This window comes from Guptibacillus hwajinpoensis (genome assembly GCF_005144865.1).
GTDB lineage: Bacteria > Bacillota > Bacilli > Bacillales > Guptibacillaceae > Guptibacillus > Guptibacillus hwajinpoensis_A.
Genome location: NZ_SWFM01000005.1, coordinates 169,938 through 195,458, shown reverse-complemented (window position 1 = coordinate 195,458; position 25,521 = coordinate 169,938). Strand labels below are relative to the sequence as shown.

The 25,521-nt window shown below is 39.3% G+C and carries 24 protein-coding genes and 1 riboswitch; of the genes, 7 read left to right on the top strand and 17 right to left on the bottom strand.

Annotation, left to right across the window (positions count from 1 at the left end; genetic code table 11):
• The first annotated feature begins 141 nt into the window (after positions 1 to 141).
• Positions 142 to 279: riboswitch (FMN riboswitch) on the top strand.
• Positions 280 to 426: 147 nt separating this feature from the next.
• Both FBF83_RS16630 and FBF83_RS16625 read left to right on the top strand, forming a co-directional pair.
• Complete coding sequence (locus FBF83_RS16630) at positions 427 to 1,008, top strand: ECF transporter S component (RefSeq protein WP_240688139.1); 582 nt, start codon at positions 427 to 429, stop codon at positions 1,006 to 1,008.
• A 164-nt stretch (positions 1,009 to 1,172) separates the two neighbouring features.
• Positions 1,173 to 2,612: an amidase family protein gene (locus FBF83_RS16625; RefSeq protein ID WP_169525574.1), complete on the top strand. Its 1,440-nt coding sequence runs from the start codon at positions 1,173 to 1,175 to the stop codon at positions 2,610 to 2,612.
• A 62-nt stretch (positions 2,613 to 2,674) separates the two neighbouring features.
• Here the strand turns inward: FBF83_RS16625 and FBF83_RS16620 are convergent, their stop codons facing one another.
• The gene (locus FBF83_RS16620; protein ID WP_136948265.1) at positions 2,675 to 4,378 is read right to left on the bottom strand and encodes a peptide ABC transporter substrate-binding protein; all 1,704 of its coding nucleotides are present in this window, start codon (positions 4,376 to 4,378) and stop codon (positions 2,675 to 2,677) included.
• A 385-nt stretch (positions 4,379 to 4,763) separates the two neighbouring features.
• Between FBF83_RS16620 and FBF83_RS16615 the strand changes: the two genes are divergently transcribed.
• Positions 4,764 to 6,179: an aminotransferase class I/II-fold pyridoxal phosphate-dependent enzyme gene (locus tag FBF83_RS16615; RefSeq protein WP_136948264.1), complete on the top strand. Its 1,416-nt coding sequence runs from the start codon at positions 4,764 to 4,766 to the stop codon at positions 6,177 to 6,179.
• A 48-nt stretch (positions 6,180 to 6,227) separates the two neighbouring features.
• Here the strand turns inward: FBF83_RS16615 and FBF83_RS16610 are convergent, their stop codons facing one another.
• From FBF83_RS16610 to FBF83_RS21070, 12 genes are all read right to left on the bottom strand, one after another.
• Complete coding sequence (locus FBF83_RS16610; RefSeq protein WP_136948263.1) at positions 6,228 to 6,350, bottom strand: YuzL family protein; 123 nt, start codon at positions 6,348 to 6,350, stop codon at positions 6,228 to 6,230.
• Positions 6,351 to 6,404: 54 nt separating this feature from the next.
• The gene (locus FBF83_RS16605) at positions 6,405 to 6,908 is read right to left on the bottom strand and encodes a DinB family protein (protein ID WP_136948262.1); all 504 of its coding nucleotides are present in this window, start codon (positions 6,906 to 6,908) and stop codon (positions 6,405 to 6,407) included.
• A gap of 29 nt (positions 6,909 to 6,937) precedes the next feature.
• Positions 6,938 to 7,993, bottom strand: a complete 1,056-nt coding sequence (gene rsgA, locus FBF83_RS16600; RefSeq protein ID WP_136948261.1) for a ribosome small subunit-dependent GTPase A — start codon at positions 7,991 to 7,993, stop codon at positions 6,938 to 6,940.
• Between the two features lie 315 nt (positions 7,994 to 8,308).
• The gene (locus FBF83_RS16595) at positions 8,309 to 9,487 is read right to left on the bottom strand and encodes a thiolase family protein (protein ID WP_136948260.1); all 1,179 of its coding nucleotides are present in this window, start codon (positions 9,485 to 9,487) and stop codon (positions 8,309 to 8,311) included.
• A 54-nt stretch (positions 9,488 to 9,541) separates the two neighbouring features.
• Positions 9,542 to 10,324 (bottom strand): 3-hydroxybutyrate dehydrogenase, encoded by a 783-nt coding sequence (locus FBF83_RS16590; RefSeq protein ID WP_136948259.1) that lies wholly within the window; start codon positions 10,322 to 10,324, stop codon positions 9,542 to 9,544.
• A gap of 18 nt (positions 10,325 to 10,342) precedes the next feature.
• Positions 10,343 to 11,662: a GntP family permease gene (locus FBF83_RS16585; RefSeq protein WP_136948258.1), complete on the bottom strand. Its 1,320-nt coding sequence runs from the start codon at positions 11,660 to 11,662 to the stop codon at positions 10,343 to 10,345.
• A 15-nt stretch (positions 11,663 to 11,677) separates the two neighbouring features.
• Positions 11,678 to 12,346 (bottom strand): 3-oxoacid CoA-transferase subunit B, encoded by a 669-nt coding sequence (locus FBF83_RS16580; protein ID WP_136948257.1) that lies wholly within the window; start codon positions 12,344 to 12,346, stop codon positions 11,678 to 11,680.
• A 12-nt stretch (positions 12,347 to 12,358) separates the two neighbouring features.
• Positions 12,359 to 13,051: a CoA transferase subunit A gene (locus FBF83_RS16575; protein WP_136948256.1), complete on the bottom strand. Its 693-nt coding sequence runs from the start codon at positions 13,049 to 13,051 to the stop codon at positions 12,359 to 12,361.
• Between the two features lie 236 nt (positions 13,052 to 13,287).
• Complete coding sequence (locus FBF83_RS16570) at positions 13,288 to 14,655, bottom strand: sigma-54 interaction domain-containing protein (RefSeq protein WP_420875143.1); 1,368 nt, start codon at positions 14,653 to 14,655, stop codon at positions 13,288 to 13,290.
• 100 nt (positions 14,656 to 14,755) lie between these two features.
• A complete protein-coding gene (locus tag FBF83_RS16565; RefSeq protein ID WP_136948255.1) occupies positions 14,756 to 15,199 on the bottom strand; it encodes a GNAT family N-acetyltransferase in 444 nt (147 codons plus the stop codon).
• A gap of 18 nt (positions 15,200 to 15,217) precedes the next feature.
• Positions 15,218 to 16,702, bottom strand: a complete 1,485-nt coding sequence (locus FBF83_RS16560) for a hypothetical protein (protein ID WP_136948254.1) — start codon at positions 16,700 to 16,702, stop codon at positions 15,218 to 15,220.
• A gap of 337 nt (positions 16,703 to 17,039) precedes the next feature.
• The gene (locus tag FBF83_RS21070) at positions 17,040 to 17,279 is read right to left on the bottom strand and encodes a hypothetical protein (protein WP_048313102.1); all 240 of its coding nucleotides are present in this window, start codon (positions 17,277 to 17,279) and stop codon (positions 17,040 to 17,042) included.
• Between the two features lie 137 nt (positions 17,280 to 17,416).
• Here FBF83_RS21070 and FBF83_RS16550 point away from each other — a divergent pair, with 137 nt between their 5' ends.
• Positions 17,417 to 17,767, top strand: a complete 351-nt coding sequence (locus tag FBF83_RS16550) for a hypothetical protein (protein ID WP_136948253.1) — start codon at positions 17,417 to 17,419, stop codon at positions 17,765 to 17,767.
• Between the two features lie 62 nt (positions 17,768 to 17,829).
• On the opposite strand, the gene FBF83_RS16545 is transcribed toward FBF83_RS16550, so the two are convergent.
• A complete protein-coding gene (locus FBF83_RS16545) occupies positions 17,830 to 18,324 on the bottom strand; it encodes a universal stress protein (RefSeq protein WP_169525572.1) in 495 nt (164 codons plus the stop codon).
• Positions 18,325 to 18,572: 248 nt separating this feature from the next.
• Between FBF83_RS16545 and FBF83_RS16540 the strand changes: the two genes are divergently transcribed.
• The 3 genes from FBF83_RS16540 to FBF83_RS16530 all read left to right on the top strand — a co-directional run bounded on the left by FBF83_RS16540 (position 18,573) and on the right by FBF83_RS16530 (position 21,778).
• Positions 18,573 to 20,165, top strand: coding sequence for a GAF domain-containing sensor histidine kinase (locus tag FBF83_RS16540; RefSeq protein WP_136948251.1), 1,593 nt, complete (start codon positions 18,573 to 18,575; stop codon positions 20,163 to 20,165).
• A gap of 253 nt (positions 20,166 to 20,418) precedes the next feature.
• Positions 20,419 to 21,066, top strand: a complete 648-nt coding sequence (locus FBF83_RS16535; RefSeq protein WP_136948250.1) for a response regulator — start codon at positions 20,419 to 20,421, stop codon at positions 21,064 to 21,066.
• 163 nt (positions 21,067 to 21,229) lie between these two features.
• Positions 21,230 to 21,778, top strand: coding sequence for an NADPH-dependent FMN reductase (locus FBF83_RS16530; RefSeq protein ID WP_136948249.1), 549 nt, complete (start codon positions 21,230 to 21,232; stop codon positions 21,776 to 21,778).
• A gap of 44 nt (positions 21,779 to 21,822) precedes the next feature.
• Here FBF83_RS16530 and FBF83_RS16525 read toward each other — a convergent pair whose 3' ends face one another.
• Genes FBF83_RS16525 through FBF83_RS16515 form a run of 3 tightly spaced genes read right to left on the bottom strand, consistent with a single transcriptional unit; the run spans position 21,823 to position 25,508 of the window.
• Entirely contained in the window at positions 21,823 to 22,905 is a 1,083-nt protein-coding gene (locus FBF83_RS16525) for a Ger(x)C family spore germination protein (RefSeq protein ID WP_136948248.1), read from the bottom strand.
• Entirely contained in the window at positions 22,902 to 23,996 is a 1,095-nt protein-coding gene (locus FBF83_RS16520) for a GerAB/ArcD/ProY family transporter (protein WP_240688138.1), read from the bottom strand. Before FBF83_RS16520 ends, FBF83_RS16525 begins: the two co-directional genes overlap by 4 nt.
• A gap of 21 nt (positions 23,997 to 24,017) precedes the next feature.
• On the bottom strand, positions 24,018 to 25,508 hold the full coding sequence (locus FBF83_RS16515; RefSeq protein ID WP_136948247.1) for a spore germination protein: 1,491 nt from the start codon (positions 25,506 to 25,508) through the stop codon (positions 24,018 to 24,020).
• Positions 25,509 to 25,521: the final 13 nt, after the last annotated feature.

Here is a 25,521-nt window from a genome sequence, read left to right as displayed (position 1 = left end):
CTAAAAACCTTCTGTTCAAACGAACAGAAGGTTTTTAGAATGCAAAAAAGAAAGCGTTATCACAAAATAGCTTGGTTTCAAGATGTTTTTATTGAGATATCTCATCTACCGCTGTATAATGAAGATGTAAACATTATAGCGAACTATCTTCGGGGCAGGGTGTAATTCCCGACCGGCGGTGAAGGATATGCAATTCCTCAAGCCCGCGAGCCTGTATTTTGGGCAGGATCTGGTGTGATTCCAGAGCCGACAGTATAGTCTGGATGGGAGAAGATGGTGGAGTAGTAAGTTGCTTTCATTTTAAGAAAGTGCTTGCTTATTTCCCCATGCCGTAACCAACCATGAGCCCCATACTCATGGTTTTTTGTGTGCACTGGGGCCACATCTCCTTTTTCGGTGGTTCGAAAAAAAGGGAGCAATGTCAAAATGAAAAGTGTATCTAAAACGCAACGCATGATCGTCGTTGCTATGTTCAGTAGTATTTCATACTTACTGATGTTACTCGATTTTCCACTACCTGGATTTCCTGTTTTCCTTCAAATTGATTTCAGTGAAATACCAGCACTCTTTGTGGCCATCCTATATGGGCCAGTAGCAGGAATTCTCGTTGAAGCGATTAAGAATTTTATTCATTTCGGTATTCAAGGAAGTTTCACAGGCGTCCCGATCGGTCAGCTTGCAAACTTCATAGCGGGAGTATTCTTTATCGTACCAACATCTCTTATTTTCCGTAAGTTTAACCAAACCCAGAAAGGATTAACACTGGGACTTACACTCGGAACTATTCTGATGTCAGCAATGATGGGATTGTTGAATTATGTCATTATTCTTCCTGCATATACTTGGTTTATGGGCTTTGAAGAAATGTCAGCATCAGCTCGCCAGGCACTTGTGTTAACTGGTATAACACCATTTAACCTAATTAAAGGTGCAATTGTAGCAGGGATCTTTATTGCCTTCTTTATTAAATTAAAACCCTGGTTTGTTAGGCAAGCCAGAACAATATAATCTGAAAGCCAGAACCTTAACTAAGGTTCTGGCTTTTTTTGAATTACTTATTATAACTAATTCTTGAAGTTGCCAACCTCTACCGCCATATTGTTAGCCTAACAAAGGAAAAATGACATAATTTGTAGAATAAGTTACAAAAATGGTTCAGGAGGTTTCTAATCATGTTAACAATAGAGTGGCTTGAACAATCAACAATCATAGATCTTCAACAAGCAATGTTTAAAGGGGAACTCACATCAAATCAGCTTGTTCGTTTCTACCTCGAACAAATAGCAAAATACAATCCTCATATTAACGCTGTATTAGAAGTAAATCCTGATGCCCTTTTTATAGCAGAGAGTCTTGATCGAGAAAGAAAACAAATTGGATCAAGAGGTCTTCTTCATGGCATTCCAATACTATTAAAAGACAATATTAATACTGGAGATAGTATGCATACAAGTGCAGGTTCTTCAGCCCTATCTCATTCCTTTGGTAGGGAGGATGCTTTCCTAGTCAAAAAGCTTCGTGAGGCAGGAGCAGTAATACTCGGTAAAGCGAATATGACAGAATGGGCAAACTTCATGAGTGACTCAATGCCCAATGGATATAGTTCAAGGGGTGGCCAGGTTCTTAATCCATATGGACCAGGTACTCTTGACGTAGGAGGATCGAGTTCTGGCTCTGCTGCAGCAGTTGCCTGCCACTTCGCTACAGCTGCGATTGGCACTGAAACAAATGGATCAATACTAAGCCCGGCTAGTTCAAATGCAGTCGTTGGGATAAAACCCACAATAGGAACGGTTAGCAGGAAAGGGATTATTCCTATTTCACTGTCACAGGATATCGCAGGACCCATTACTCGTAACATAACGGATGCGGCGATCATTCTCGGCGTTATCTCTGGGGTTGATGTAGAAGATCCATCCACCTCTCATGTTCCTTCTTATCATGATTACACCCCATTCCTTCTCCAAACGCTATTTGAAGAATTTAGGGTCGGAATCGTGAATAAAGGATATTACGATAACATGCATCAAGAAGAACAACAGGAACTGAATCGAGCTTTAGATGAACTTAAGAACGTTGGATGTACGATTGTAGAGATTGTGGAGATAAGCGCTCGTCAGGAAGATCTTGAGAATGACTACCAGGTCCTTCTTCATGAATTTAAATCCGGTATCAATAACTACCTTGCTAAAGAAACAAATTCGACAAGCATGACACTTGAATCAATCATTGGTTTCAATGATTCTAATAAAGATCTGGCTTTGCGTTACGGTCAATCTCTATTAATAGAAGCAAACCAAACGAATGGGCAGTTAACTGATCCAGACTATCTACAGAGCAGACTTTTCGATTTAAAATATGCAAAAGAAGAAGGACTTGACTTTATCATGGAAACTGAGCGTTTGGATGCCTTACTATTTACTGGCTGCTATGGTTCAACTCTACCTGCCAAAGCAGGATATCCTTCTATCACGGTGCCAGCAGGTTATACATCAAATAACAAACCATTTGGCATTACGTTCACAGGAAAAGGGTTTAGTGAACCACAACTCATTAAATTGGCCTATGTATACGAACAGCAAACAAAATATCGTAAGCTCCCGAAATTCTAATATTCATAAATTAATTAAGTATAGAAAAAAGCGCGGACCAAATGGTCCACGCTTTTCTTGTTTTACTTTTCAATTGTTACCCATTTAAGAGAAGAGTCAGCTCCAAACTTATGAACGTAATAGTTCTTCACATAATCCTGCATAAGAATGGCTCTTCCTGCTTGATAAGTAGGGATGATTGCAGTATCTTCTTCAATTAGAAGACGCTCTGCTTCTTGCATCATTTCCCAACGCTTCTGCTCATCAGATTCTGTTTTTGCATCAGAAACTAACTTGTCATACTTTTCATTTGAGTAGTCCATACGGTTGTATGCTCCACCAGTTTCAAACATGTACACATATGTCATTGGATCTGGATAGTCTGGTCCCCATCCACCAGTTGAAATATCATAGTCCCCAGCATCCTCAAGATCAAGGAATTGCTTCCAAGGTTGCTTATTGATTTTAATAGTAAGTCCATCAAGTTTGGATTCAAATTGATCTTTAGCATATTCTGCAATTTTTGAAGCAAGATCACTGTCAGTTGTAAGGAATTCAAGGTCTACACTATCAGTGCCAAGCGCTTCAAGACCTTTCTTCCAATAATCTGCAGCGTCTTCTGCTGTTTTATCAGCAAGATAACCATCTGGAGCTGGAGCACGGAAATCTTCTCCGTCAAGCGTTAGGAAATCTTTCGGAACAAGGTAGCGAGCTGCTACTGATCCATTGTTAAGCAATACATTTACAAGACCATCTCTGTCATAAGCTAGGAACAATGCTTTACGGATATCATTATTCGCTAGCGCTTTGTTCTTCTGATTCATACGTAGGAAGAAAATAGATGTATCAAGAACAGTAGAGAAATCTTCTCTGTCTTTAAACTGATCGACAAAGTCTGCACTAAGACCAGCGCGGTCAATCTTTCCAGTTTCATAAAGATTCACACGTGTTGCTTCATCTTTAACAATTTTGTAGTTAGCTTCTTTAAGCTGAACAGTATCAGCATCCCAATATCCATCATTCTTCGCTAACTTCCATCCATCTCCATGATTCCATTCAGCTAGTGTAAATGGTCCATTGTAAAGCATAGTGTCAGTTTCTAAAGCGTAGTCTTCACCCTGCTCTTCAACAAATTTCTGAGGTTGTGGATAGAAAGAAGCAAATGTAAGAAGATCAAAGAAGTAAGGAACCTGTTGAGTAACAACGATTTCTAACGTCTTATCGTCAACAGCTTTAACTCCTAGCTCCTCCACTTTACCGTAAAGTGGGTCTCCTTCAGTTACGATTTCATTTCCGTTTTTGATTCCAGCAGCACCCATCATTGACGCGTATCCGCCCATTGTATCTGGGTGAATAATTTTTTGCCAAGAATAAACGAAATCACCTGCGGTAACTGGTGTACCATCAGACCAGTTAGCATCTTCACGAAGTTTAAACGTGTATACTGTTTCGCCGTCTTTTTCTTCTACTTGTGGCTCTTCAGCAGCCATACCAAGAACTGGTTTATTATCTTTATCTAATCTGTACAGACCTTCAAATACCTGGTTAATAACATTAAAGGCTACCTGATCTGTCGCTTGTGTTGTATCCATAGTAGGTATATCTTGTGAATCCGTTAAATTTAGAACCTGTTCTGCTGACCCCTTAGAACTATCACCATCTGATCCGCTTGCAGCTTCTCCTTCACTGTTCGTGTTGCTAGATGTGTTTGAGTTTCCTGAACACGCAGCAAGGAAAAGGCTTAACAACAAGATGACCGAAAGCAGTAGTGAAAACTTTTTCTTCATTGTGTTACCCCCTATTTGTTTGTACCATTCGGGTCAATCTTGTATTGACCTTTAACTGCCCATTACAAGTATGGTTGGTAACTATGGCACCTTTTGTGAGTTTTATAACAGGGAGGTCATTTCACCCAACCTATGTATACCATAGTTAAACCGCTACTTATAATCGATAGTTTTCTGAATGATTAAACTTATTGTAAATTTCAGAAAAGTTTCTGTAACCATCCAATCGAACCAAAAAGACCCATCCAATTTGTCTGATCCAACAAAAACAACCTCCAAATGGCTTAAAACCTGTATTTTCAAGAGAATATTAAACGCAAATTTTTTGAATAATTTACACAATTTTCGAATTTTTTGTCTATAATAGGGAGTGAGGTGATGGACAATGGCAAGACTTACTCTGAACCTGGAAAGCAACAAACCGTTGTACAAACAAATCGTTGATTACTATGAAAATTCTATTATAAATGGTTCTCTACAAATCGGTACATCGCTACCTACTGAACGCGATCTTGCTTTACAGCTCGGAGTAAACCGTAGTACAGTCACAACTGCTTACGCAGAACTACGTGCCAATGGTCTGATAACTTCTAAACAGGGTAGTGGAACTCGCGTTAGCGAAGACGCAACAGACCTTCTACCTGATTACTCCATAACTTGGAGTAAACTAAGAAATCATCATTTAGCTGAGGATTCTTCTGTTTTCAGTAAAGTGACAAACTATATGAATGAACCATCATTTATTAATTTCCTTTCAGGATCTGTAGCACCTGAGCTATGCTTGGCTAGAACGGCTTATGACTTGATTCCATTTACAACTGGATTAAAGACTTTCCCTCCTACTGCTACACGTGTAGCTCAATCGATTTGTCACTTACTAGATGAAGAAGTAACACCTGATAATATGGTCATTACATCTAGTCTTGAGCATGCATTGCTAATCGCGGTGAAATGTTTTCTCAGTCCAGGAGATACCATTGCTGTGGAAGAACCAGTTAATTATTCCAATTTGAACATGTTGCTTGCTTCAGGTATTAAAATAAACTGGTTTTCAACAGATCGACCTCTAACTAACCAGCTGGTCCAGAATGAAAATATACAGTTAGTTGTCACAAGTTCACTTTACGATCATTCAATCTATACATCATCTGCCATTCAGAAAAGAAAAAAACTCCTTTCTCATTGTGAGAAAGGGAATATCCCAATTCTAGAAATCAATGATGCGCCATTTTTCACACAATCTTCGGGTGAGAAACTACTCTCTTATTATGAACTTGGACAAGATCGTAAAATAGTTCTTCAAATTGGACATATTACAGGGATATCACCTGGTATAAGTATAGGCTGGATATTAGGTCCAGAGAATGTCATGGAACGTGTGCAAAACCTTCAAAAACAGTTGAGTTTGAGTCCTCCACCCATTCTCCTTGAATTAGTAGAGAACATTTTGAACTCGGACGAAATTAATGACCATTTCGAAAAAGTTAGTAGAGAACTTAATACGCGAAAAAACGAAGTGCTGCACAAGCTTAAGACACTCCAAGATCACATTACGATACTTGATAAAGACGACCCGACAGCAATCTTGTTTGACTTCACTCCAGCCCTTAATCAGCAGGAAGTATTTGATGCACTATTAGAAGCCAAAGTTTTATTACTTCTATATGGACAAGAACATTCAGTTAGAATAAAAATCCCTCTTTCGTATGTTAGAAGAGAAGATCTGTTAGAGGGAACAAGCCGTCTCATTGCAGTTCTGAATCGATTACACATTATGCAATTCGCAGCAATTTATTCATGATATCGGATAATGACAAAGGCACCGTCAAAGTGACGATGCCTTCTTTCTTTATTTCTTTTTCTTTTTTCTTGCTGAATCCTTAGGTAATCCCATTTCAATTCCAGTTCCCTGACCTTCAGGCTGAGATGAAGCCAGGCTATTTGTAGTAGGGTTTGCTTTATGTTTTGCCATTCTTCTCACCTCCACCGTATAGCCTTTCCAGGTTATGCTTTCATTATCCGGTCCTCAATATTGGGAGTTGAGAGATAGCGAAAGTCCATGTTCACTCATAAACACTTCGATTTGGAGTTTATGGTGCTCATCATGCTCAATCAATCCTTTAATATAACTTGTGAGACATAGGGGAAACTTATCGATATAAAACGTATCAGCCCATTGCTTTCTTTCCAATTGTTTAAGGTGATTAACGACTCTCTGTCTTTCATTAATTGTTTCATTAATTAGCTCGTCTCTAGAAAGGCCAGACCGCGCATGAACTGCAGCATTGCTGTTTACTTCTTCTACTGAGAAAGAAAGAGCTTTAAGGGATGCTTCACTACTAAGATAAGGAATTCTTTCTTGCATAAGGTAGTCATCCCATGCCCTGATATGAGAAATAATTTCAGCAGGAGACCATTTCCCTGGCTTAATTGCCTTAAAAAATACTTCCTCACTCATCTTCATTGCTGTTTCTTGTAGCCAGTCCGTTAAAGAAGCGTATTCATTTAATACAGAACGTTGATCTGTCATCTGATCGACTCCTTCCTGAATTAACAAACCTATCGTCGATGCTGTCTTGTGCGATCACCTGCTAGCTTCTTCCACTTTTTCTTTTCTTCTAGTTGGGCTTTTTTATTTGTTTGTCTTTCAAGAAAAGAGAGTTCACGTTGAAACTTTTGGTAATTCTGAAAGCGTCTCCGCTCAAGTTCTCCATCATGTATCGCTGCTTCAACTGCACAGCCAGGCTCTCCATTATGTTTGCAGTCTCGAAAATGACATTCCTCTGCCAGACTTTCAATATCATGAAAGCTATGCGACAGATCGCTTGCTTCCCATAACTGTAATTCCCTCATTCCAGGCGTATCAATTAAGACACCCCCACTTTCAAGAACAATAAGTTCCCTACTCGTTGTCGTGTGTCTTCCTTTACCATCTCCCTCTCTTATATCCTGAACTGTCTGAACATCACTTCCATATAACTTATTAATAAGTGTTGATTTCCCTGCGCCTGAAGAACCAAGTAGAGCAGTAGTTGTTCCGCTTGATAGGTAAGATGTAAGTTCATCAATACCTGTATCAGTTGCTGAACTCACTACATGAACGGGAATACCTATTGCAATCCCAGCCAATGCTTCAACTTTTTCTTCTATGTTCTTACCAAGATCTGCCTTACTTAGAACAATAACGGGATTAGCACCACTCTCCCAAGCCATAACAAGATAACGCTCGATTCGACCAGGATTAAAATCCTGATTCAATGCATTAACAAGGAGGACGGTGTCAATATTTGCAGCTATAATTTGTTCCTCTGTTGTATTCCCTGCTGCTTTTCTTGAAAATTTACTTTTTCTGGGTAGTAAATGATGAATAACTGCTCGTTGATTTTCCTGAGGTGCAATGAGCACCCAGTCTCCTACCGCTGGTAAATCGTCTCGTGATTTTGATTCAAATCTAATTTTTCCTGAGAGCGCCGCCATGTAAGTGGTCTTCTCTGTTGAAACTTCATAAGAACCTCTGTGTTCAAGTTTAACTCTTGCTGGCTCAAGACCTTCTTGTTTCATTTCTTGATACGCTTCGTCATGAAAAGAATTCCAACCTAAATTAATTAAATTCAATTGGTAGCCTCCTGATTAATAAGTAATTTACCGTATAAAAAATAGCCGTACTGATCAGCCGGCTTTTTCGATACAGATCGCATACTAACATGCTAGAAATGTAATAAAACCATGGACAGGAGTGCACAGTCCATGGTTTTATCCTTATTAATCAGAAGAAAGATTACTTCCCTTAAAGAACCAATTCGGACTGTGCACAATATGCAATTAGTAATAAATGATTATTGAAATTTACCATAGTGCACAACCCCTTTCCGATACTTGTTAAGTCTATTATACTAAAGTCACTACTAATTGCAAATGTTTTCTGACAAATTACAGAACTTCAACAACCATGGCAATTCCTTGCCCGCCACCAATACATAGAGAGGCTACTCCATGCTTTCCATTTCGTCGCTTCAATTCTTTAATTAACGTGTACAATACTCGTGTACCACTCGCACCAACTGGATGCCCTAATGCAATCGCACCACCATTTACATTCACTTTTGAGCGATCAAGTTCTAGCGCTTTTTCTACAGCTAAATACTGAGCTGCGAACGCTTCGTTAACTTCAATAAGATCCATTTCCTGAAGAGTCATATTCGCTTTCTGCAATGCTTTCTTAATGGCAGGAACCGGCCCAATCCCCATAATAGAAGGATCTACACCAGCTATACCCCATGAGACGATTCTCGCAAGGGGGGCACAACTATTAGATGATACGTAGTCTTCTCCTGCTAACACAACGGCTGCTGCGCCATCGTTAATACCACTTGCATTTCCACCCGTTACCGTTCCATCTTTCCTAAAAGCAGGTTTCAATGATGCTAGCTTATCTACAGTTGTTCCTTCACGAATATGTTCATCAATCGAAATATGATTAACACCTTTAGGACTATTCACTTCTACTGATGCGATCTCTTCAGCAAAAATCCCCTGTTCCCTTGCTTGCGCCGCTTTTTGCTGGCTCTCAGCTGCGAATTGATCTTGATCTTCACGAGAAATGTTGTATTTTTCAGCTAAATTCTCACCTGTTATTCCCATGCCAAAACCTGTATACTCATCCGTCAAAGTTGCCATTAGCATATCGTCGATTTTCGGCGCTCCTGTTTTTGCTCCAAAGCGACTACCTCGAAGTGCATAAGGAGATAAACTCATGTTATCAGCCCCACCTGCAAGTGCCGTTCTCCCCTCATTCATCATGATGGATTGAGCAGCTGAAATAAGGGACTGCATACCGGAGCCACATAGACGATTTACCGTCAGTGCTGGACTTTCAATTGGCACACCTGCTCCTAGCGCTATATGCCGAGCGAGATACGATGCATTCGAAGTGGAATGAATAACATTTCCTATCACTGAGAGGTCGATCTCTGAAGCCTCGACACCGCTTTTCCTTAATGCTTCCTTACTTGCCACTATGCCTAAATCAGTTGGACTAACATCTTTTAGAGAGCCCCCGAACGTTCCGAATGGTGTTCTGGCCCCTTCTAGAATAAATACATCTTTCATATTTCTCCCTCCATTCTTCTCTATTTTACAAATAAAAGGAAAGCGTTTACAAGTTTATTGTGCTGTATATCCTCCATCTATAACAACTGCCTGCCCAGTTACACCTTTTGCTTTATCACTTGCTAAAAACATCGTATAATCTGCTATTTCTTGGACTGATAGTAATCTTTTTTGAGGTACAAGCGGATAAATTACTTCTTCAAGTACCTTTTCTAATGGAACATCTCTTGTTGATGCGAGGTCTTCAAGTTGACCACGCACTAGTGGCGTATCAACATAACCAGGACATACTGCATTTACAGTAATACCATGCTCTGCTCCTTCAAGTGCTGCAACCTTCGTTAGACCAATTACACCATGCTTCGCACTGTTGTATGCTGCTTTACCAGAAAAGCCAACAAGTCCGTTGATAGATGCCATGTTAATCACCCTACCAAACTTTTGTTTTTTCATAACTGGGAATACTAGTTTGGTAGCTATAAAAGGTGCAACAAGCATAACCTTTGTTAACAGCTCGAATTTCTCGGTTGGAAAAGATTCAATTTCTGAAACATGTTGAAGCCCGGCATTATTTATAAATACGTCGATTCGATTATAGTGATTGAGCGTTTGATTTACTAACTCTCCCACTTCTTTTTCGCTCGTAACATCACAGCGAATACCAATCGTATTTGCCCCTTTAGCATTCAGTGCATATGCTGCCTGCTTTACTTTCTGTTCATCTAAATCGCTTAGAATTACATGAGCACCATTCTCCGCAAAAACAGACGCTAATTCTTTACCGATTCCACTTGCTGCTCCAGTAATCACAATTACCTTGTCCTCAACTAACAACATTCTTCAACCTCCATCTTTTTAAATTCCAAGTCCAAGACTGAATAATACGATTGCTAGTGCAAGTCCTAGAAGAGGAACAATGACTGTTAATGCCCCTACAGCGCCATATGCATCCTGATGCGTTTCTCCACAAATAGCTCGAATCGTTGTAACAACATAACCATTATGAGGTAGAGAGTCGAGAGCACCAGAAGAAATCGCTATTGTTCGATGCAATGCCTCTGGATTCACACCTGCGTCAATATAATGAGGTGCAAGGATTGGTAAAGCAATAACTTGACCACCTGAAGCAGATCCTGTTAATCCTGCAATTACGCTAACAGCAATAGCACCTCCAATTAGGGGACTTCCAGGTATACCAGTCATGAAATTAACAGCTGTTTCAAAGGCGGGAACTGCTTTAGCCACGCCTCCAAATCCTACTACTGCCGCTGTATTACCAATTGCAATTAATGCACCTAGCGTTCCATCAGAAACGGCTTTTCCAAAGTTCGCAAAATATTTCCTGTTTAACAAATAAGTCGCTACAATACCGCCTAGAAGTGCAATTATTAGCGCTGATTGTTTTAGGTCATCATGGAAAACAAATGAAATAATTAAAACGATAACAAGTGGAACAAGACCAAGCAAAGGATGTGGAAGTGGACGATTCTCAATCTCTGGATCTTCGTCACGCGCTTCAAATCGCTCTCCTTTAACAACAGCTTTTGTTATCATTCGCTTCAACCACCAATATCCGAACGAAGCCATGAATAGAGCGACGATTAAGCTCACTTCCCAGCCGGCATATGGACTTGTATTTAGATATTCAATCGGAATCCAGTTCTGAATCTCTGGTGATCCTGCAGAGGTCATCGTAAATGTAACAGAACCAAATGCAAGTGCTGCGGGAATAAAGCGTCGGGGTAAATCAGCTTGTTTAAATAAGCTTACAGCCATAGGATAAACAGAGAATGCGACAACAAATAGGCTAACTCCGCCATAAGTTAGAATAGCACAAGCAAGTACAATGGCTAGTACCGCCTGTTTGAGTCCAAGCTTTTTTACAACCCACTTGGAAACACTGTCGGCTGCACCACTGTCCTCCATCACCTTTCCAAATATTGCACCGAGTAGAAACATTGGAAACCATGCTGCAACAAACCCTGAGAAGCCTCCCATATAGTTACCAACGAAGTTAGCTGCTCCTTCTTCTACTAACTGTGGAAAAAGTGGTAATCCACTCAATACAGCTACTACGATTGCACAAAGTGGTCCTGCAACAAGTAAATTCATACCTTTCATCGTGAGATAGATGAGAAGTAGTAACCCACCGATTAACCCAATCATACTTAACATGATTCTTCCCCCTTATTAATACGCATCATAACAAATCGATGATGGTACGATGATATCTGGTTCTGTTGAATTCTCTACTTCTTCTAACGTAAATCCTTTTGCTATTTCTCGAACAACTAACCCTTTTTTCGTAACATCTAGTACAGCACGATCAGTAATAATGCGATTCACAACATTTTTTCCTGTTAATGGTAGGGAGCATTTGTTTACAATCTTTGGAGCTCCATTCTTGTTTACATGATCCATAATAACAGTAATTTTTCGGGCTCCATGAACGAGATCCATTGCTCCGCCCATACCTTTAATCATTTTACCGGGAATCATCCAATTAGCTAGATCTCCCTGTGCAGATACTTCCATTCCACCAAGTATGGCAAGGTCAATATGCTCGCCTCGAATCATAGCGAACGACTCAGCACTATTAAAATAAGAGGCTCCTTTTATTGCAGTTACCGTTTCTTTACCTGCATTAATAAGGTCAGGATCAACCTCATCTTCGGCTGGATATGCACCTATTCCAAGCAATCCATTCTCTGACTGAAGTACGACCACTTTGTTTTCAGATATGTAATTTGCAACTAGTGTTGGCATTCCAATACCTAGATTCACATAGTAACCGCTTTTAATTTCTTCCTCAGCTCTTCTTGCTATTCGTTCTCGGACATTGCTTTTAATACCTTTCATTCAAAATCTCCCCTATCCTTCACGAACGGTTCTTCGTTCGATACGTTTTTCTTGTATTGCTTCAAGTATGCCTTGTACATAAATACCAGGTGTGTGTATAGAGTCAGGTTCTATCGTGCCAGTCGGTACTATTTCTTCAACTTCTGCCAGAGTAACCTTCCCTGCGGCAGCAATCATAGGATTAAAATTACGCGCCGTTTTGTTGTATAGCAAATTTCCCATCTCATCAGCTTTCAATGCTCTAATTAGGCTATAGTCTGCTTTCAATCCTTTTTCTAACACATATTCCTTTCCATCAAATATTCTCGTTTCTTTCCCCTCTGCGACTTGTGTTCCAACTCCTGCCGGTGTATAAAAAGCAGGAATGCCTGCACCACCTGCGCGAATTCGTTCGGCAAGCGTTCCTTGTGGAGTCAACTCCACATCAAGCTCACCTGATAGCACCTGACGCTCAAATTCTTTATTTTCACCTACGTAAGAACCAATCATTTTATTGATTTGATGATTTTTAAGTAGAAGACCAAGTCCCCACTCATCCACACCGCAATTATTAGATATTACTGTTAGTCCTTTAACGCCTGACTCAACTAATCCTAAAATCATTTGTTCCGGTATCCCAACCAATCCAAATCCACCAACCATTATGGTTGATCCGTCTGCGATATCTTTCACCGCATCATATCCATTCATAAATTGTCTTTTCATATTCACAACTCCTTTTTCGTCTTCTCTCACATAAGATGCAAGTTCTATGCCAATTAGTGAAAGTTCACTAAAATGTAAGCGTTTACCTAATCTGCAAAAAAAACGCGCTATCAAATTCCGGTTTTCCGGAATAAACGCATTATATGTATGAAAGTCTCAAGTTACTCCTCAATTCCTTAACCTATTAAAATAGAAATTCCAGAAAATCGGAATGGATTCCGATTTTCCGGAAAAATTTAGAACAAATCATACTTATTGATTTTATCGTATAAGCTTGTTTTTCCAATACCAAGAATTTTTGCAGCAGCAAGTTTATCATTCTCACATTGGATAAGGGTTTTACGTATCGCTTCACATTCTGCTTTTTCTACTATATCCTTCAGCTTACGATACCCTGTAACAAGCCCTTCGTTCTCCTTTAAGTAATCTGGAAGAGAAGCAACATCAACTGTTTCTGTTCGGGTTAAATGAACAGATGCTTCAAGAGCATTTTCAAGTTCTCGGGCATTTCCTGGCCAATTGTGTTGAAGAAGTAATTGCATTGCGTTATCTTCAATACCGATGACACGCTTGCCAGCCTTCGCAGAAATCTTTCTAACGAATGATTCTGCTAATGGCTTCACATCTTGCACCCGCTCCCTTAATGCAGGAATAAATAATTGAATCACATTAATGCGATAGAATAGATCTTCACGGAATCTCCGCTCTTCCACCATTGCCTCTAAAGGGCGATTTGTTGCAGCAATAATTCTTACGTCCACTTTCTTAGTTCGCAGGCTACCGACTCGCTCTACCTCTCGATCCTGTAATACACGTAATAGCTTCACCTGCATATTTGCTGGCATATCACCAATTTCATCAAGAAATATCGTACCTTTATCCGCTAGCTCAAACTTCCCGAGTTTCCCACCTTTTTTGGCTCCTGTAAAAGCTCCTTCTTCATATCCAAACAGCTCAGACTCAAGTAACTGATCAGGTATAGCTCCGCAATTTACCTTAATAAATGGACGATTGCTACGTTCACTAAGCTGATGAATGCTATGAGCAAATAACTCTTTGCCAGTTCCGCTTTCTCCACGAATGAGAACGGAGACGTTTCCGCTTGCAACTTGCTTTACCTTTTCTTTAAGACTTCGTATCGGCTCAGATGTTCCCACAATGTCATAAAGTGAATAGCTAGCACCATTTTCTTTCGAGGAACCACTTCGATAATATTCTAACTCAGATAGAAGTACCTTGATATGTGTATTCATCTGTTTCCATTGTTCAGTATCACGAAAAATAACAGTTCCTACCGCTCCTATTAATTCGTTATCTTGGTAAATGGGAACTCGATTTGCAATCATATAATTGCCGCGAATGTACTGTAAATCAGCAAGCTCCATGTTTCCACTTCTAGCAACGATATGCATACGGGTATTCTCTATTACATCTGTCACATGTCTTCCTACTACCGATTCACGATCCACCTCAAGAAATTCACAATATGTTTTATTCATATAATCGATCATACCGTCTTTGTTAACGACAACTAGCCATTCGTAAGCGTTATCAATTATTGTTTCTAGCATTCTGCTTTTTTTTGCAAGTTCACTGGGGTTCACCTCAGCCACTCCTTTAGTAGTTCTAGCCTCTATTGTATCACTCTCTTAGGTTGCTGATTTAGGCCAAAAAACTGCCGAGTAAAGATCGGCAGTTTCCACTTTAGCTAATTTGATAAGTTAGACGAATCATATCTCGGCAGCGAATGCCATCCTCCACAATTGGCTCAGGATAATCGTCAAAGAAACCCTGGATAATACCGCATATTCTAAAGCCACATTTTTGATATAAAGCAAGTTGAGCTATGCTCGAGTTACCTGTGCCGATTTCTACTGAAGTCATCCCCAACTTTTTTGCACGCTGTAAAGCATCTTGAATAAGCTTTTTTCCTAGCCCTCTCCCTCTTTCTTCCTCTATGACAGCAATGTTCGTTATTTCTGCTTTATTAGGGGTGTGTGCCACTAAGATATAGACACCCTGCAGCACTTCTTTATCGACTGCAATAAAGCATTTTCCTTTTTCAACATATTCTTTAATCTTATAAATAGAAGGATCCGCTTCAAGAAGGAGTTCAAATGGATAATTCTCGGTTTCCTCTATAATCATGAAGACAATCACCTGCTCTCATCGAAGATCAAATGTCATTTTGCTACCACTTACTTTCTCATGAATAGGGAACTCGCTCAGCTTCACTGTTACTTCACTCGAACGCTCAAAGAATTCTTTCTTCACATGAAATGCTTGAATCTCTTTATCTGGCAACGTCTCAGATGAACTGCCATATGATTCTGCTAGCTCCCCATTCTCATTGCTGATTTTAATAAGCGGTCCAACATTATAGTAGCCTTCTGAATCTGATTGAGACTCCGTTTTATTGTACTTTAAGTTCTGCATCTCTTCTGTTACCATATTAAACCACATCCGAAACCGCTCTCCAGGAATATTTTCAAGTTGAATAACAATGCCTAACACATCGCTCTGTCCTTCATCTTCTTCATAACCAGGTAATGCATTGGATACCCCAGCATAAGATATGGTCATTCCATTTCTTGTTCCTAGCTTTTCAATAATATCTACCTTATCACCTTTGGGCAATGCAAGGCCCCTGTTAATCATTTCACTACTAATTGTATAAGAGAGTGGTTCATTATGATCGATGAAATCTAATGCACGCACCTGAACTTGAAAGGTTTCAGGAGTACTCTCGAATGTAGGTAAACTCACTTCATAATAATTGTCTTTCTTCATTACTGGATAATATCCTTCGCTCATCACCTTTCCATTTGAAACTGTATCAAGTGTTATACCCTGCAAGTCTTCATCTGTTTTCTCAAGCTGAAATGAAAGGTTAAAGTGGTTGATTTTTAGCATCAAATCCTTCCAATTCACTTGAAGGCCATTGTCCAAATTCGTTGTCTTATTTAGTTCGAATGCTTCAAGCGTCTGATCAAACAGTGGGTTTAATGATGTGTCGAAAGAAATAGAATCCAGTGCTTCTCCTTTTCCAGAGTCTCGAACCATTTCAGGATTCACTAGCGTTATGTAATCAACGTTGTTCCATTCGTAAACTTTTTGAATGTCATCATGTGCTTCTTCAGAGCTTAGCATGTTAAATGCAATTCCTCTGTATAGTTTGTGCTTATACACATAACTTTGCGGAATCGTATTCGATCTCATATTCGATGATTGATTAACTTTCAATGCGATGGAGTTCTCTTTAGAATGCAGAGAAAGTTCATTAAGAGTAAGTTGAGGAATATCCTTATCGTTCTGATCTTCTTGAAGCAAATCTACACTGTAAATAAGGTGAAGATAATTATCCTGCATCCATACCTTTTCTATTTCTAACGTCCTTCTTTCTTTCACTAATACTTTCTCCAGATCCACATCTTGAAAAAGTTGATATTCTATAGGCATAAATGAGCCAGTAAGTTCTTGCGAGATTTGTTTGAATACTTTAGTTTCACTTTGTACTTCGTTGAATTCCTTATTAATCTCAAAGGTTGGTTCACTATTTTGACTCCAATTAAGATATACAAGAAACGCCCCGAACAGAATTAGAACAGGTATAAGCTTCATACCTATTTTTTTACGTTTAATATCTTTCATCCCATTCTCCTTTACATATATTCCACACAAACTTATCATACTATTCTTTCAATTAACGAGTAAAGGATTGCCAGATCAATATGTTTAAACAAAAGGCTCTTCATTGTCGCTTTAAGTGGGGGGTGATTTCCGCTCCAGGATGCTCGCTTTCCGCGGGGCGGGCGGTGAGCCTCCTCGTCGCTAACGCTCCTGTGGGGTCTCACCTGTCCCGCTAATCCCGCAGGAGTCGAGCATCCTTCCGCTCCAATTAGCTAAGTGTGGTTTTTTCAATAATTGTTTCAAAAGCAACAATCTTTTAGAAAAGAGCCAAATAAAAAAACCATGTATTAGACATGGTTTAAGAGACTTTGACTTTGGATGTAACAAATATACTTACAACAAATGAGATTACTAAACTGATTAAATCAATTGGATTGTATAGAAGACCAAAGGTTAAGCTTTCAGTCAACTGTTGTCCTTTGCTCCATGCTCCCAACCATCCAGACTGGAATGCTGTATTTACAAGAGCACTCATAAGCAAATTAACGATAAAATAAAAACAAATTAAGCTAATAGTAAAAATAATATACTTCTTCAAATGCCCCTACCCCTTCAAAAACGGCTTCCATACTATTGTAACCTGTTTGAATTGCATTTCTCAAATTATCCTTTTGTATACACTTTTCACAACGAAATCCATACGGTAATAGTATCATGTTTTGGGGAGGATTAAAGATGTATAACGAGCAATACAACCTTAATTGGGTTCCCTATTATCCTTACCCTCCGTTTTTGCGTTATCCACCTGTAGAAGTAACTCGCTTTCAAAGGTCTGCACATACGTCTTGTCAGCTTATGAGTGAAGCACGGATACTTCTTGAGAAAGTTCAAAAGGACACTAACTTTGCACATGAGTTAAAAGATGCAGCTCAGAAAAATGATCATTCGCATTTGGAAATGCTGATCAGGAGGGCTGGTGTGACATCATCCTTTCATACCGCTTTCACTCCTGATGCGATTCGAATTGACCTTACGGCTGGAAACGAGGATAACTGTAGTGAAGTAACGGTAAAACTCTGTTGGTAATAAAGAAACTTCCTGTATTATCTGTACACCAAAAAAAGCCCGGGTGCACCGGGCTTTTTTTGCTATTTCACAATCAAGACAGGACAAGGAGACTGCTGGGCTACTTTTTGACTAACACTACCAAGCATCCACTTTTTCATACCACTCAGACCCCTGCTCCCAATTACAATTAAGTCAGCTTCTGTCATTACAGCGAAGTCAACAATCTCTTTAGCTGGGTCTCCCACTCTCACATCTGACTGAACATTCACTCCCATATGATAGAGTGTTTCTTTCACTTCTCTTAACAATGCTTCACCCTTACTTTTCTCGATGAGAACACCGTCACTTCCTGATTCTTGAACGGGAGACGGAACACCTGCATGACCTTCATTACCAATACTTCCAGTCCCATAAGGAATTCGAGTTTCAGGCTGAGTTGTAAATTTATTTGACTGCTTTGAGACGTGCACCAAATGAATCGAGGCATGGTTTACTTCTGCCAGCTTAACAGCTTGTTGAAGCGCCTTTTCACTATCTTCAGAACGATCATATGCCACTACGATTTTACTGTACATCATCTCTTCCTCCTCAAAGTTTGAATTAATAGTGATGTACCCAGTTACAAGTTAAGAATAACAGTATAATTGAAAACGTATTCATATCGATACAATTGTTACAATACATACATTAACCAGTAATAAAATGTACTTCACTTTATTTCTATATAAACAAGTCTCTTATGTATTAATAGGTATTTAGAGAACAACCTTGTTTATAGTATAATAAACAAGGTCGATTTGTTTGAATATTGGGGGAATGGTACGTGAACGATCAGCAGCATGAACGAGAATTATTAACTCTAAAAACGATCGCAGAAACATTAAATCGATCAAGCGATTTGAAACCTATGCTCCAATCCGTTCTTGAAGAACTTCTAGCCGTAACAGGGCTTCAAACAGGTTGGATTTTTCTATCTGATGGGAAACATGAATTCACTTGCACTGCAGACGTACGGCTCCCACATGCCCTTTCCATAAACAATAAACGTCCAATGTGTTCAGGTACTTGCTGGTGTTTAAATAAGTACTGGGATGGTAAATTAAACCAAGCTTTTAATATTATAGAATGCAAACGGCTTGAAGACGCAGTAAAGAATGATCTTGGGGATACTGAAGGACTCACTCACCATGCAACCGTTCCATTAACGGCAGCAGGCGAAACTTTTGGACTATTGAATGTCGGCTCTCCAGGTAAAGAGAAATTCAATGAAGAAGAATTAACATTACTTGAATCGGTTGCTTACCAAATTGGGACAGCCATTAAACGAACAAAATTATATCAAAATGAGCAAAAACGAGCTGAGCATTATGCGAAGCTTGAAACATTAACCAGAGAATTGTGGAAGCGCAAACAAGGTAGGGACATCATCACTGGTATTGTGGAGCAAACTGCCACTTCCTTTGAATGGCCGATTGTGGGGTATTGCACGAAAGAAGAGAATCAGATCTTTCTTGACTCTGTTTATTCAGAAGGTCGTTTACAAAAAGTTGAGCAGTTATTTGGAAGTGAGAATTTCAAAGAATTGATTGATGCTATTCAATTTGAGAAACCTATACTTTTATCAAGAAATCAATTATCTTTCTTCAAACAATTTCAGGTTATTATTGCTAGAAATGTGTCTATCCGAAATAACCACGTAGGTATTCTCTTTGCTTTAAGCGATAAGAACACAGACTTTGATCAGAGCGACGGGGATGTGTTAAAAGCCATCGCTGATCACACTGCTCTTGCTATTGAACATTCTAGAATTAACCAAAAGCGACAGGAACTAATGATCTCAGAAGAACGAAATAGATTAGCAAGAGATTTACATGACTCTGTCAGTCAAAAACTTTTCTCTCTTTCGATGACAGCAAGAGGACTACGTGACTTGCAGGATAACAATCCAATCTTGCGAGATGCCCTTAAGGATATTCAGCAAATGTCCCAAGAAGCTATGCGTGAAATGAAAACATTAATTTGGCAACTTCGTCCAGTCGGCATAGAAGTAGGAATCATGACATCTCTGGAAACATATGCGAAGGGTCTAGATCTCAAGCCGACTTGTCACATCACTGGACTGAAGTTGCTACCAGGACCGATTGAAGAAGCACTCTTTCGCATTGGACAGGAATCTCTTAATAACGTTCAAAAGCACGCACGTGTGAAAGAAGTGAGTATCTACCTAAATATTGGTAATCAACGTGCATCACTAACTATTGAAGACAAAGGTCATGGGTTTAACCAAAAAACGCTTGGTGATTACACACTTGGATTAAAAGGGATGAGAGAACGAGCAGATATGCTTGGAGGGGATTTGTCTATCAAGAGTGAAGTAAATAAAGGGACCACCATAACAGTTGTTCTTCCATTTTAAGTAGAAGAGTTTTTCTGGAAGAATTTTGTTTAAAAAGAGATTCTGATGAAAAGCCACACTTAGCTTATTGGAGCGGAAGGCTGCTCGACTCCTGCGGGATATGCGGGACAGGTGAGACCCCACAGGAGCATCAGCGACGAGGAGGCTCAAGTGTCCCGCCCCGCGGAAAGCGACCATCCTGGAGCGGAAATTAACCAATTTCCAGCTACAACGTCTACGAACACAGACTAATATAAAGAGGAGACATGATGAAATGAAACTTCTTCTCGCTGACGACCATCTTATGGTCCGAAAAGGTTTAAGGTTATTTTTGCAATCACAACCGGATATTGAAATCGTTGGAGAGGCATCAACTGGGTTAGAAGCCGTGACACTCGCAGAACAACTACAACCAGATGTTGTTTTAATGGATTTAATTATGCCAGAAATGGATGGAATTGAAGCAACCAAACAACTGAAACAGAAATACCCAGGTATGAAAATCATTATTTTAACTAGCTTTTCAGATCAAGATCATGTCCTCCCCGCTATAAGAGCTGGTGCAGAAGGCTATCAATTAAAAGACATCGATCCTGACGAACTCATCTATACAATACGAGCAGCGTTCAATGGCAAGAGACACCTCCATCCACAGGCTACTAATCAGTTAATGTCACATATGACTGAGACAAACAAGGATGAGGAAGCACCTCGTTTTGAAACTCTTACAAAAAGAGAAAGAGATGTGCTAAGAGAGATTACCCTTGGCAAAAGCAATAAAGAAATTGCTGCTTCTCTTTATATAACAGAAAAGACCGTTAAAACCCATGTAAGCAGTATTCTTTCAAAGTTGAATGTTCATGATCGCACGCAAGCAGCTCTTCTTGCTACAAAGAAGCACTGGTCTGGTGAAAAAGCATAAGACTAAAGTATGAGACTACATTCATACCTTCAGACGATTTGGAGTGTTCATTTTTCACATATACTTGAAGTAGATAATTAAAGTCACTACTGAGTTAACTACTAGAGGTGTTACCTCAGGCATAACAAAGGAAATATAATAGTAGCTAGGAAGGAGTTTCATTATGAAAATACTTGTAATGAATGGGAGTCCAAGAGAAAAATCAATGACTCGTAATTTAACAAATGCGATTACTGATCAACTAGACGAAAAAGGAATTGAGGTCCTAACATTTGATACTGGATTTCATGAACTTCCGCTTTTCAAAGGCAGCAAGGAAGACCTTAACCATCCAGAAGTACAGCGATTGATGAATCATGCTTCAAAAGCAGATGCTTTCGTCATTTGCTCACCAGAATACCATAATGGCATGAGCGGTGCTCTCAAAAACGCCCTTGATTTTCTAGGTGGAAGCCACTTTAAGCATAAACCTGCAGCTCTAGCGTCTGTTGGAGGCGGCGGAAAAGGCGGAATCAATGCATTGAATAACATGAGAACCGTTATGCGTGGACTTTATGCGCTTGTTCTACCCGATCAATTTTGCGCCGATCCGACGTGCTTCGATGAGAAAGGTTACATGATTGATGTAAAAGCAAAAGAACGATTAACTGTGGTCGTCGAAGAGCTTGTTTCATTAACTAAGACGGTTGAACAACAAATTGAAATGAACTAACCCTTAAGGCATCCCATCGTAGGATGCTTTTTATATTCTCAAATTTATTCAATAATTCCTGACTCTGTTATTTTGACATTCATATCAAAAGAAATATCCATGTCTTTATATTCATCTATCCATTTGTCACGGTCAAACTCGCCTCGTGTTCTGCTGCGAACAACGTTACCAAGACTTAGAGGGTCAATCCGCAACTCCTGAAAAGTTTTGATCATTTTGGTCCCCCTCTCTTCTATATCTTTTTCCATTGTTTCTTTAATTTCTTTGAGAGCTTCAGGTGATAACTTGTTTCCTGAATACTCTTTGATGACGCCAAGTATATTACCAGTTATTAGAATTTTCCCATTTCCTGCTCGTTTGTAATCAATTTTACGCTTGGAGGCAATATTGTAAATAGATGCGTATTTATCTGGACCTAGTTTCACTGAAAATGAATCGTTGCTACTAAATTTTTCATAAAGTATTTTGAATGTAAATAAGCTATCAGCGTCTAATTCCCCAACCATTTTATCCCCATTTAATAGTGCAATTCCAATAATCTTAACCGTCTCATCATCCATCTCAAGCAACGGAAGAAACGGATCACTTCCCTCTGAGAAATAGGAGTAAAGGAAGCTATGAAGATTCGTTTGCGGTAACATCCCATGCTTACTATTGTGTGTTAGAATATCGTTAAAATAGGTGCCAGTGTCCACATTACCGTAGTTTGTACTGAGCATTTCCTCAATCTCACCATTTGCAACTCCAAGGAAGACCCTTGATCCAATAGAAGGATCTCGTTGTAGTGTATCAACAAGCTCAATAACGCCATCCTTTTCTGCAATTTCTCTACTGAATAGAGCGACTTCAAGCTTCCCACTTACAATTGGTTTTGACGATCCAGAATTATACTGACTCCTAATTTCTTTACTAAGCTCAGCTGATTCAATAAACACGGTATTATCAACTTTTCCATCCGGTTGATATTGTGGTGCTACAGCAATCCCTTTAATTAGACCACCATCTTTGTCTTCATCGGGAACATCATACCCAATAATGGTGACCATCTGAATGTCATCAAGAATCTTTTTTTGGACACACCCTGTCAGTAGAAGTATACATAGTAAAATAAGCAATGAGCGTATCATTTTTCCTTCACCACTTTACTTTTGACGTACTGTACAACAAAAAGCATAGGAATATATACGTAAACAAAATAATAACCTACTTTACTTGTGTACTCATTTAAAAGATCAATACTTTTTCGTTCAGCAAAAACACTGCTTACTATCAAAATAAGGATTAAAAGAGGTATCGTTGCCGATTTTTGACTTACTTTCAATAATCTCCTTATTCCTCTTCCGCCTGCCCAAACGGTTATACAGAGATTAGGGAGGATAACAATTGCCCAAGAAGCAATGCCAATATACTCAAAGCGCTGTACAAATGGCATCTCAGCAATTTTCCAGGTTGTTAACGTAGCCCAAATCGTATTTTCAAGTTGATCTGTACTAAAATAGGCAATGGTTACGACCATGACAAGAGTATAAATTACAACTGTGACCAAATGCCCAGCCTGTGCCCATCGATGAGATTTTTCCGGTTCTTTAATAAATGGGTAATACATAAAGAGCGTCGTAAATCCTAAATAAGAGAGGGAGGCACCTTTCACTCCTTCATATATCTCTTTCACAGAGTGGTTGAAAACGGGCAGAAGATCTTGGAAATGACCATAGAATATTGGAAAAACCATGGTCAAAACTAGATAAAAAGGTAGCACTACTCCAAAGAACGAAATTCCTGCGACCACTCTGAATCCTCCGGATAAGCAATAGTAAGTTAGGAGCAGAAATACACCGCCAAAAAGCCATTTATTTAAGTCCGGGAACATCCATACCTGTATAACTTCGATATATGTTCTAAGAACTGTAATACTCATTGCAATAAAATAAACGATTACGATGCTGCTTAGTAATCCTCCTATCCACTTACCAAAGAGGTTCTTGTGTAATGAGATAATATCCCCTTTTTCTTTATTAAGAATTTTATATATGAGATATATGATGATATGAATACTTAGACCAGCTCCTAAAACGGACATCCAAGCATCATTTCCAGCCACTTTCGAGCTAATGCGTTGAAATCCCATAACACCCACGCCTACTTGTACAGAATGAACCAGGTAGAAGACTAAGAATGGAGATACTTTATATTGGTCTCTCACAATGGGTCCTGACAATGTAGAGCATCTCCCTTCACATTACTCATGAAAATCGTTTTTATCTTTGTGAATCTTTATGTTAAACCGCTTCGTATCTTCTGTCTGTAACTGAACAGGCCTTGTACTCTGGAATCTTAGCGGCAATCTGATAATGGCATCCTTTAGATCTTTTACTCTTAGAGGATATATCGGTTCGAGAAATGGACGACCAAGAGACTTTAACTTCAGAAGATGGACAATTAGAAAGCTAAAACAAAGTGTAATTCCAAGTAACCCCCACAAATGGGCGAATATGAGGAACGGGAATCGGGTTAGTCGAATCGTATTACTCATTCGATAGACGGGTGTAGTGAAGGATGCTAAGGCAGAAAGTGCAACAATAATAAGGAGAACATTACTTGTAAGCCCCGCCTCTACTGAGGCAGTACCAATTACAATACCTCCAACAATACCCATGGTTTGACCTACCTTTGTAGGAAGGCGAGCTCCAGCTTCTCTTAATAATTCAATTGCGAGTTCAAGGAATAACGCTTCTAATATAGGCGGGAGAGGAATTCGCTGTCTTGAGCTAACCAATGTACTCAGCAAATCACTTGGAATCAGTTCGTAATGATAAGTTAATGTAGCAACATAAACTGGCGTAACTAGAATGGAAAAGAGAATAGCAAAAAAACGTATCAGTCTTGCTGTTGAAGCTACAATCCAATTAACAAAGTAGTCCTCGAAAGCAGAAAAAAACTCCACAAGAGTCGTTGGGCCAATCAAAGCCTGTGGAGAGCCATCTGATAAAATGACAACTTTCCCCTCACATAGAACGGATACTACTCTGTCTGGCCTTTCGGTATCAACAAGCTGTGGAAAAGGCGAGTTTCGGTTATCTGAGATAAGTTGCATGATAACTGAACTATCAACAACTTGATCGACGTGAATATCTTCAAGACGTTGTTTCACTGTATTAACATTCTCTTCATTCGCTATGCCTTCCAAATACATGACAACGACCTTCGTATTTGTAAGCTTTCCTAGTGTTAATTCATAAGCTTTTAGTTCATGTACTGGCAATCGTTTTCTGACGAGATGAATATTCGTATCTAAAGATTCTACAAAAGCTTCTTTTGAACCCACTACAGTAAATTCAACTTCAGGTTGTGAGACTTGGCGTGCTTTCTTCACCTGACATGGTATTAGAGCGCATTCAACTGAATTTTCATTCAAGCGGACAATAACATAGCCAGTCATTACTTTTTCACATATGATTTTCAAATCTTCTGTAATGATAATTCCTGTAATTGGTACTTTGTCCTTAATATCTTTCAGGCTAGTTATAGGTTCTTGAGAAAGAAAACGCAAAATATGCTCATTGAGGGGAGTTTCATGAACAAGCGTTTTAAAATAATAAAGAAAGAATGAACTACCATGCTGCTTGCTTTCAAAATGAAAAAAGTCACCAGATTCTTTTAAGTTCTTAATTAATTCCGGTAAGTTTTTTAATTTATCAGGAGATTGGGTTTTCTTAAACCATCGAAACAAAGCCTTTCACCAC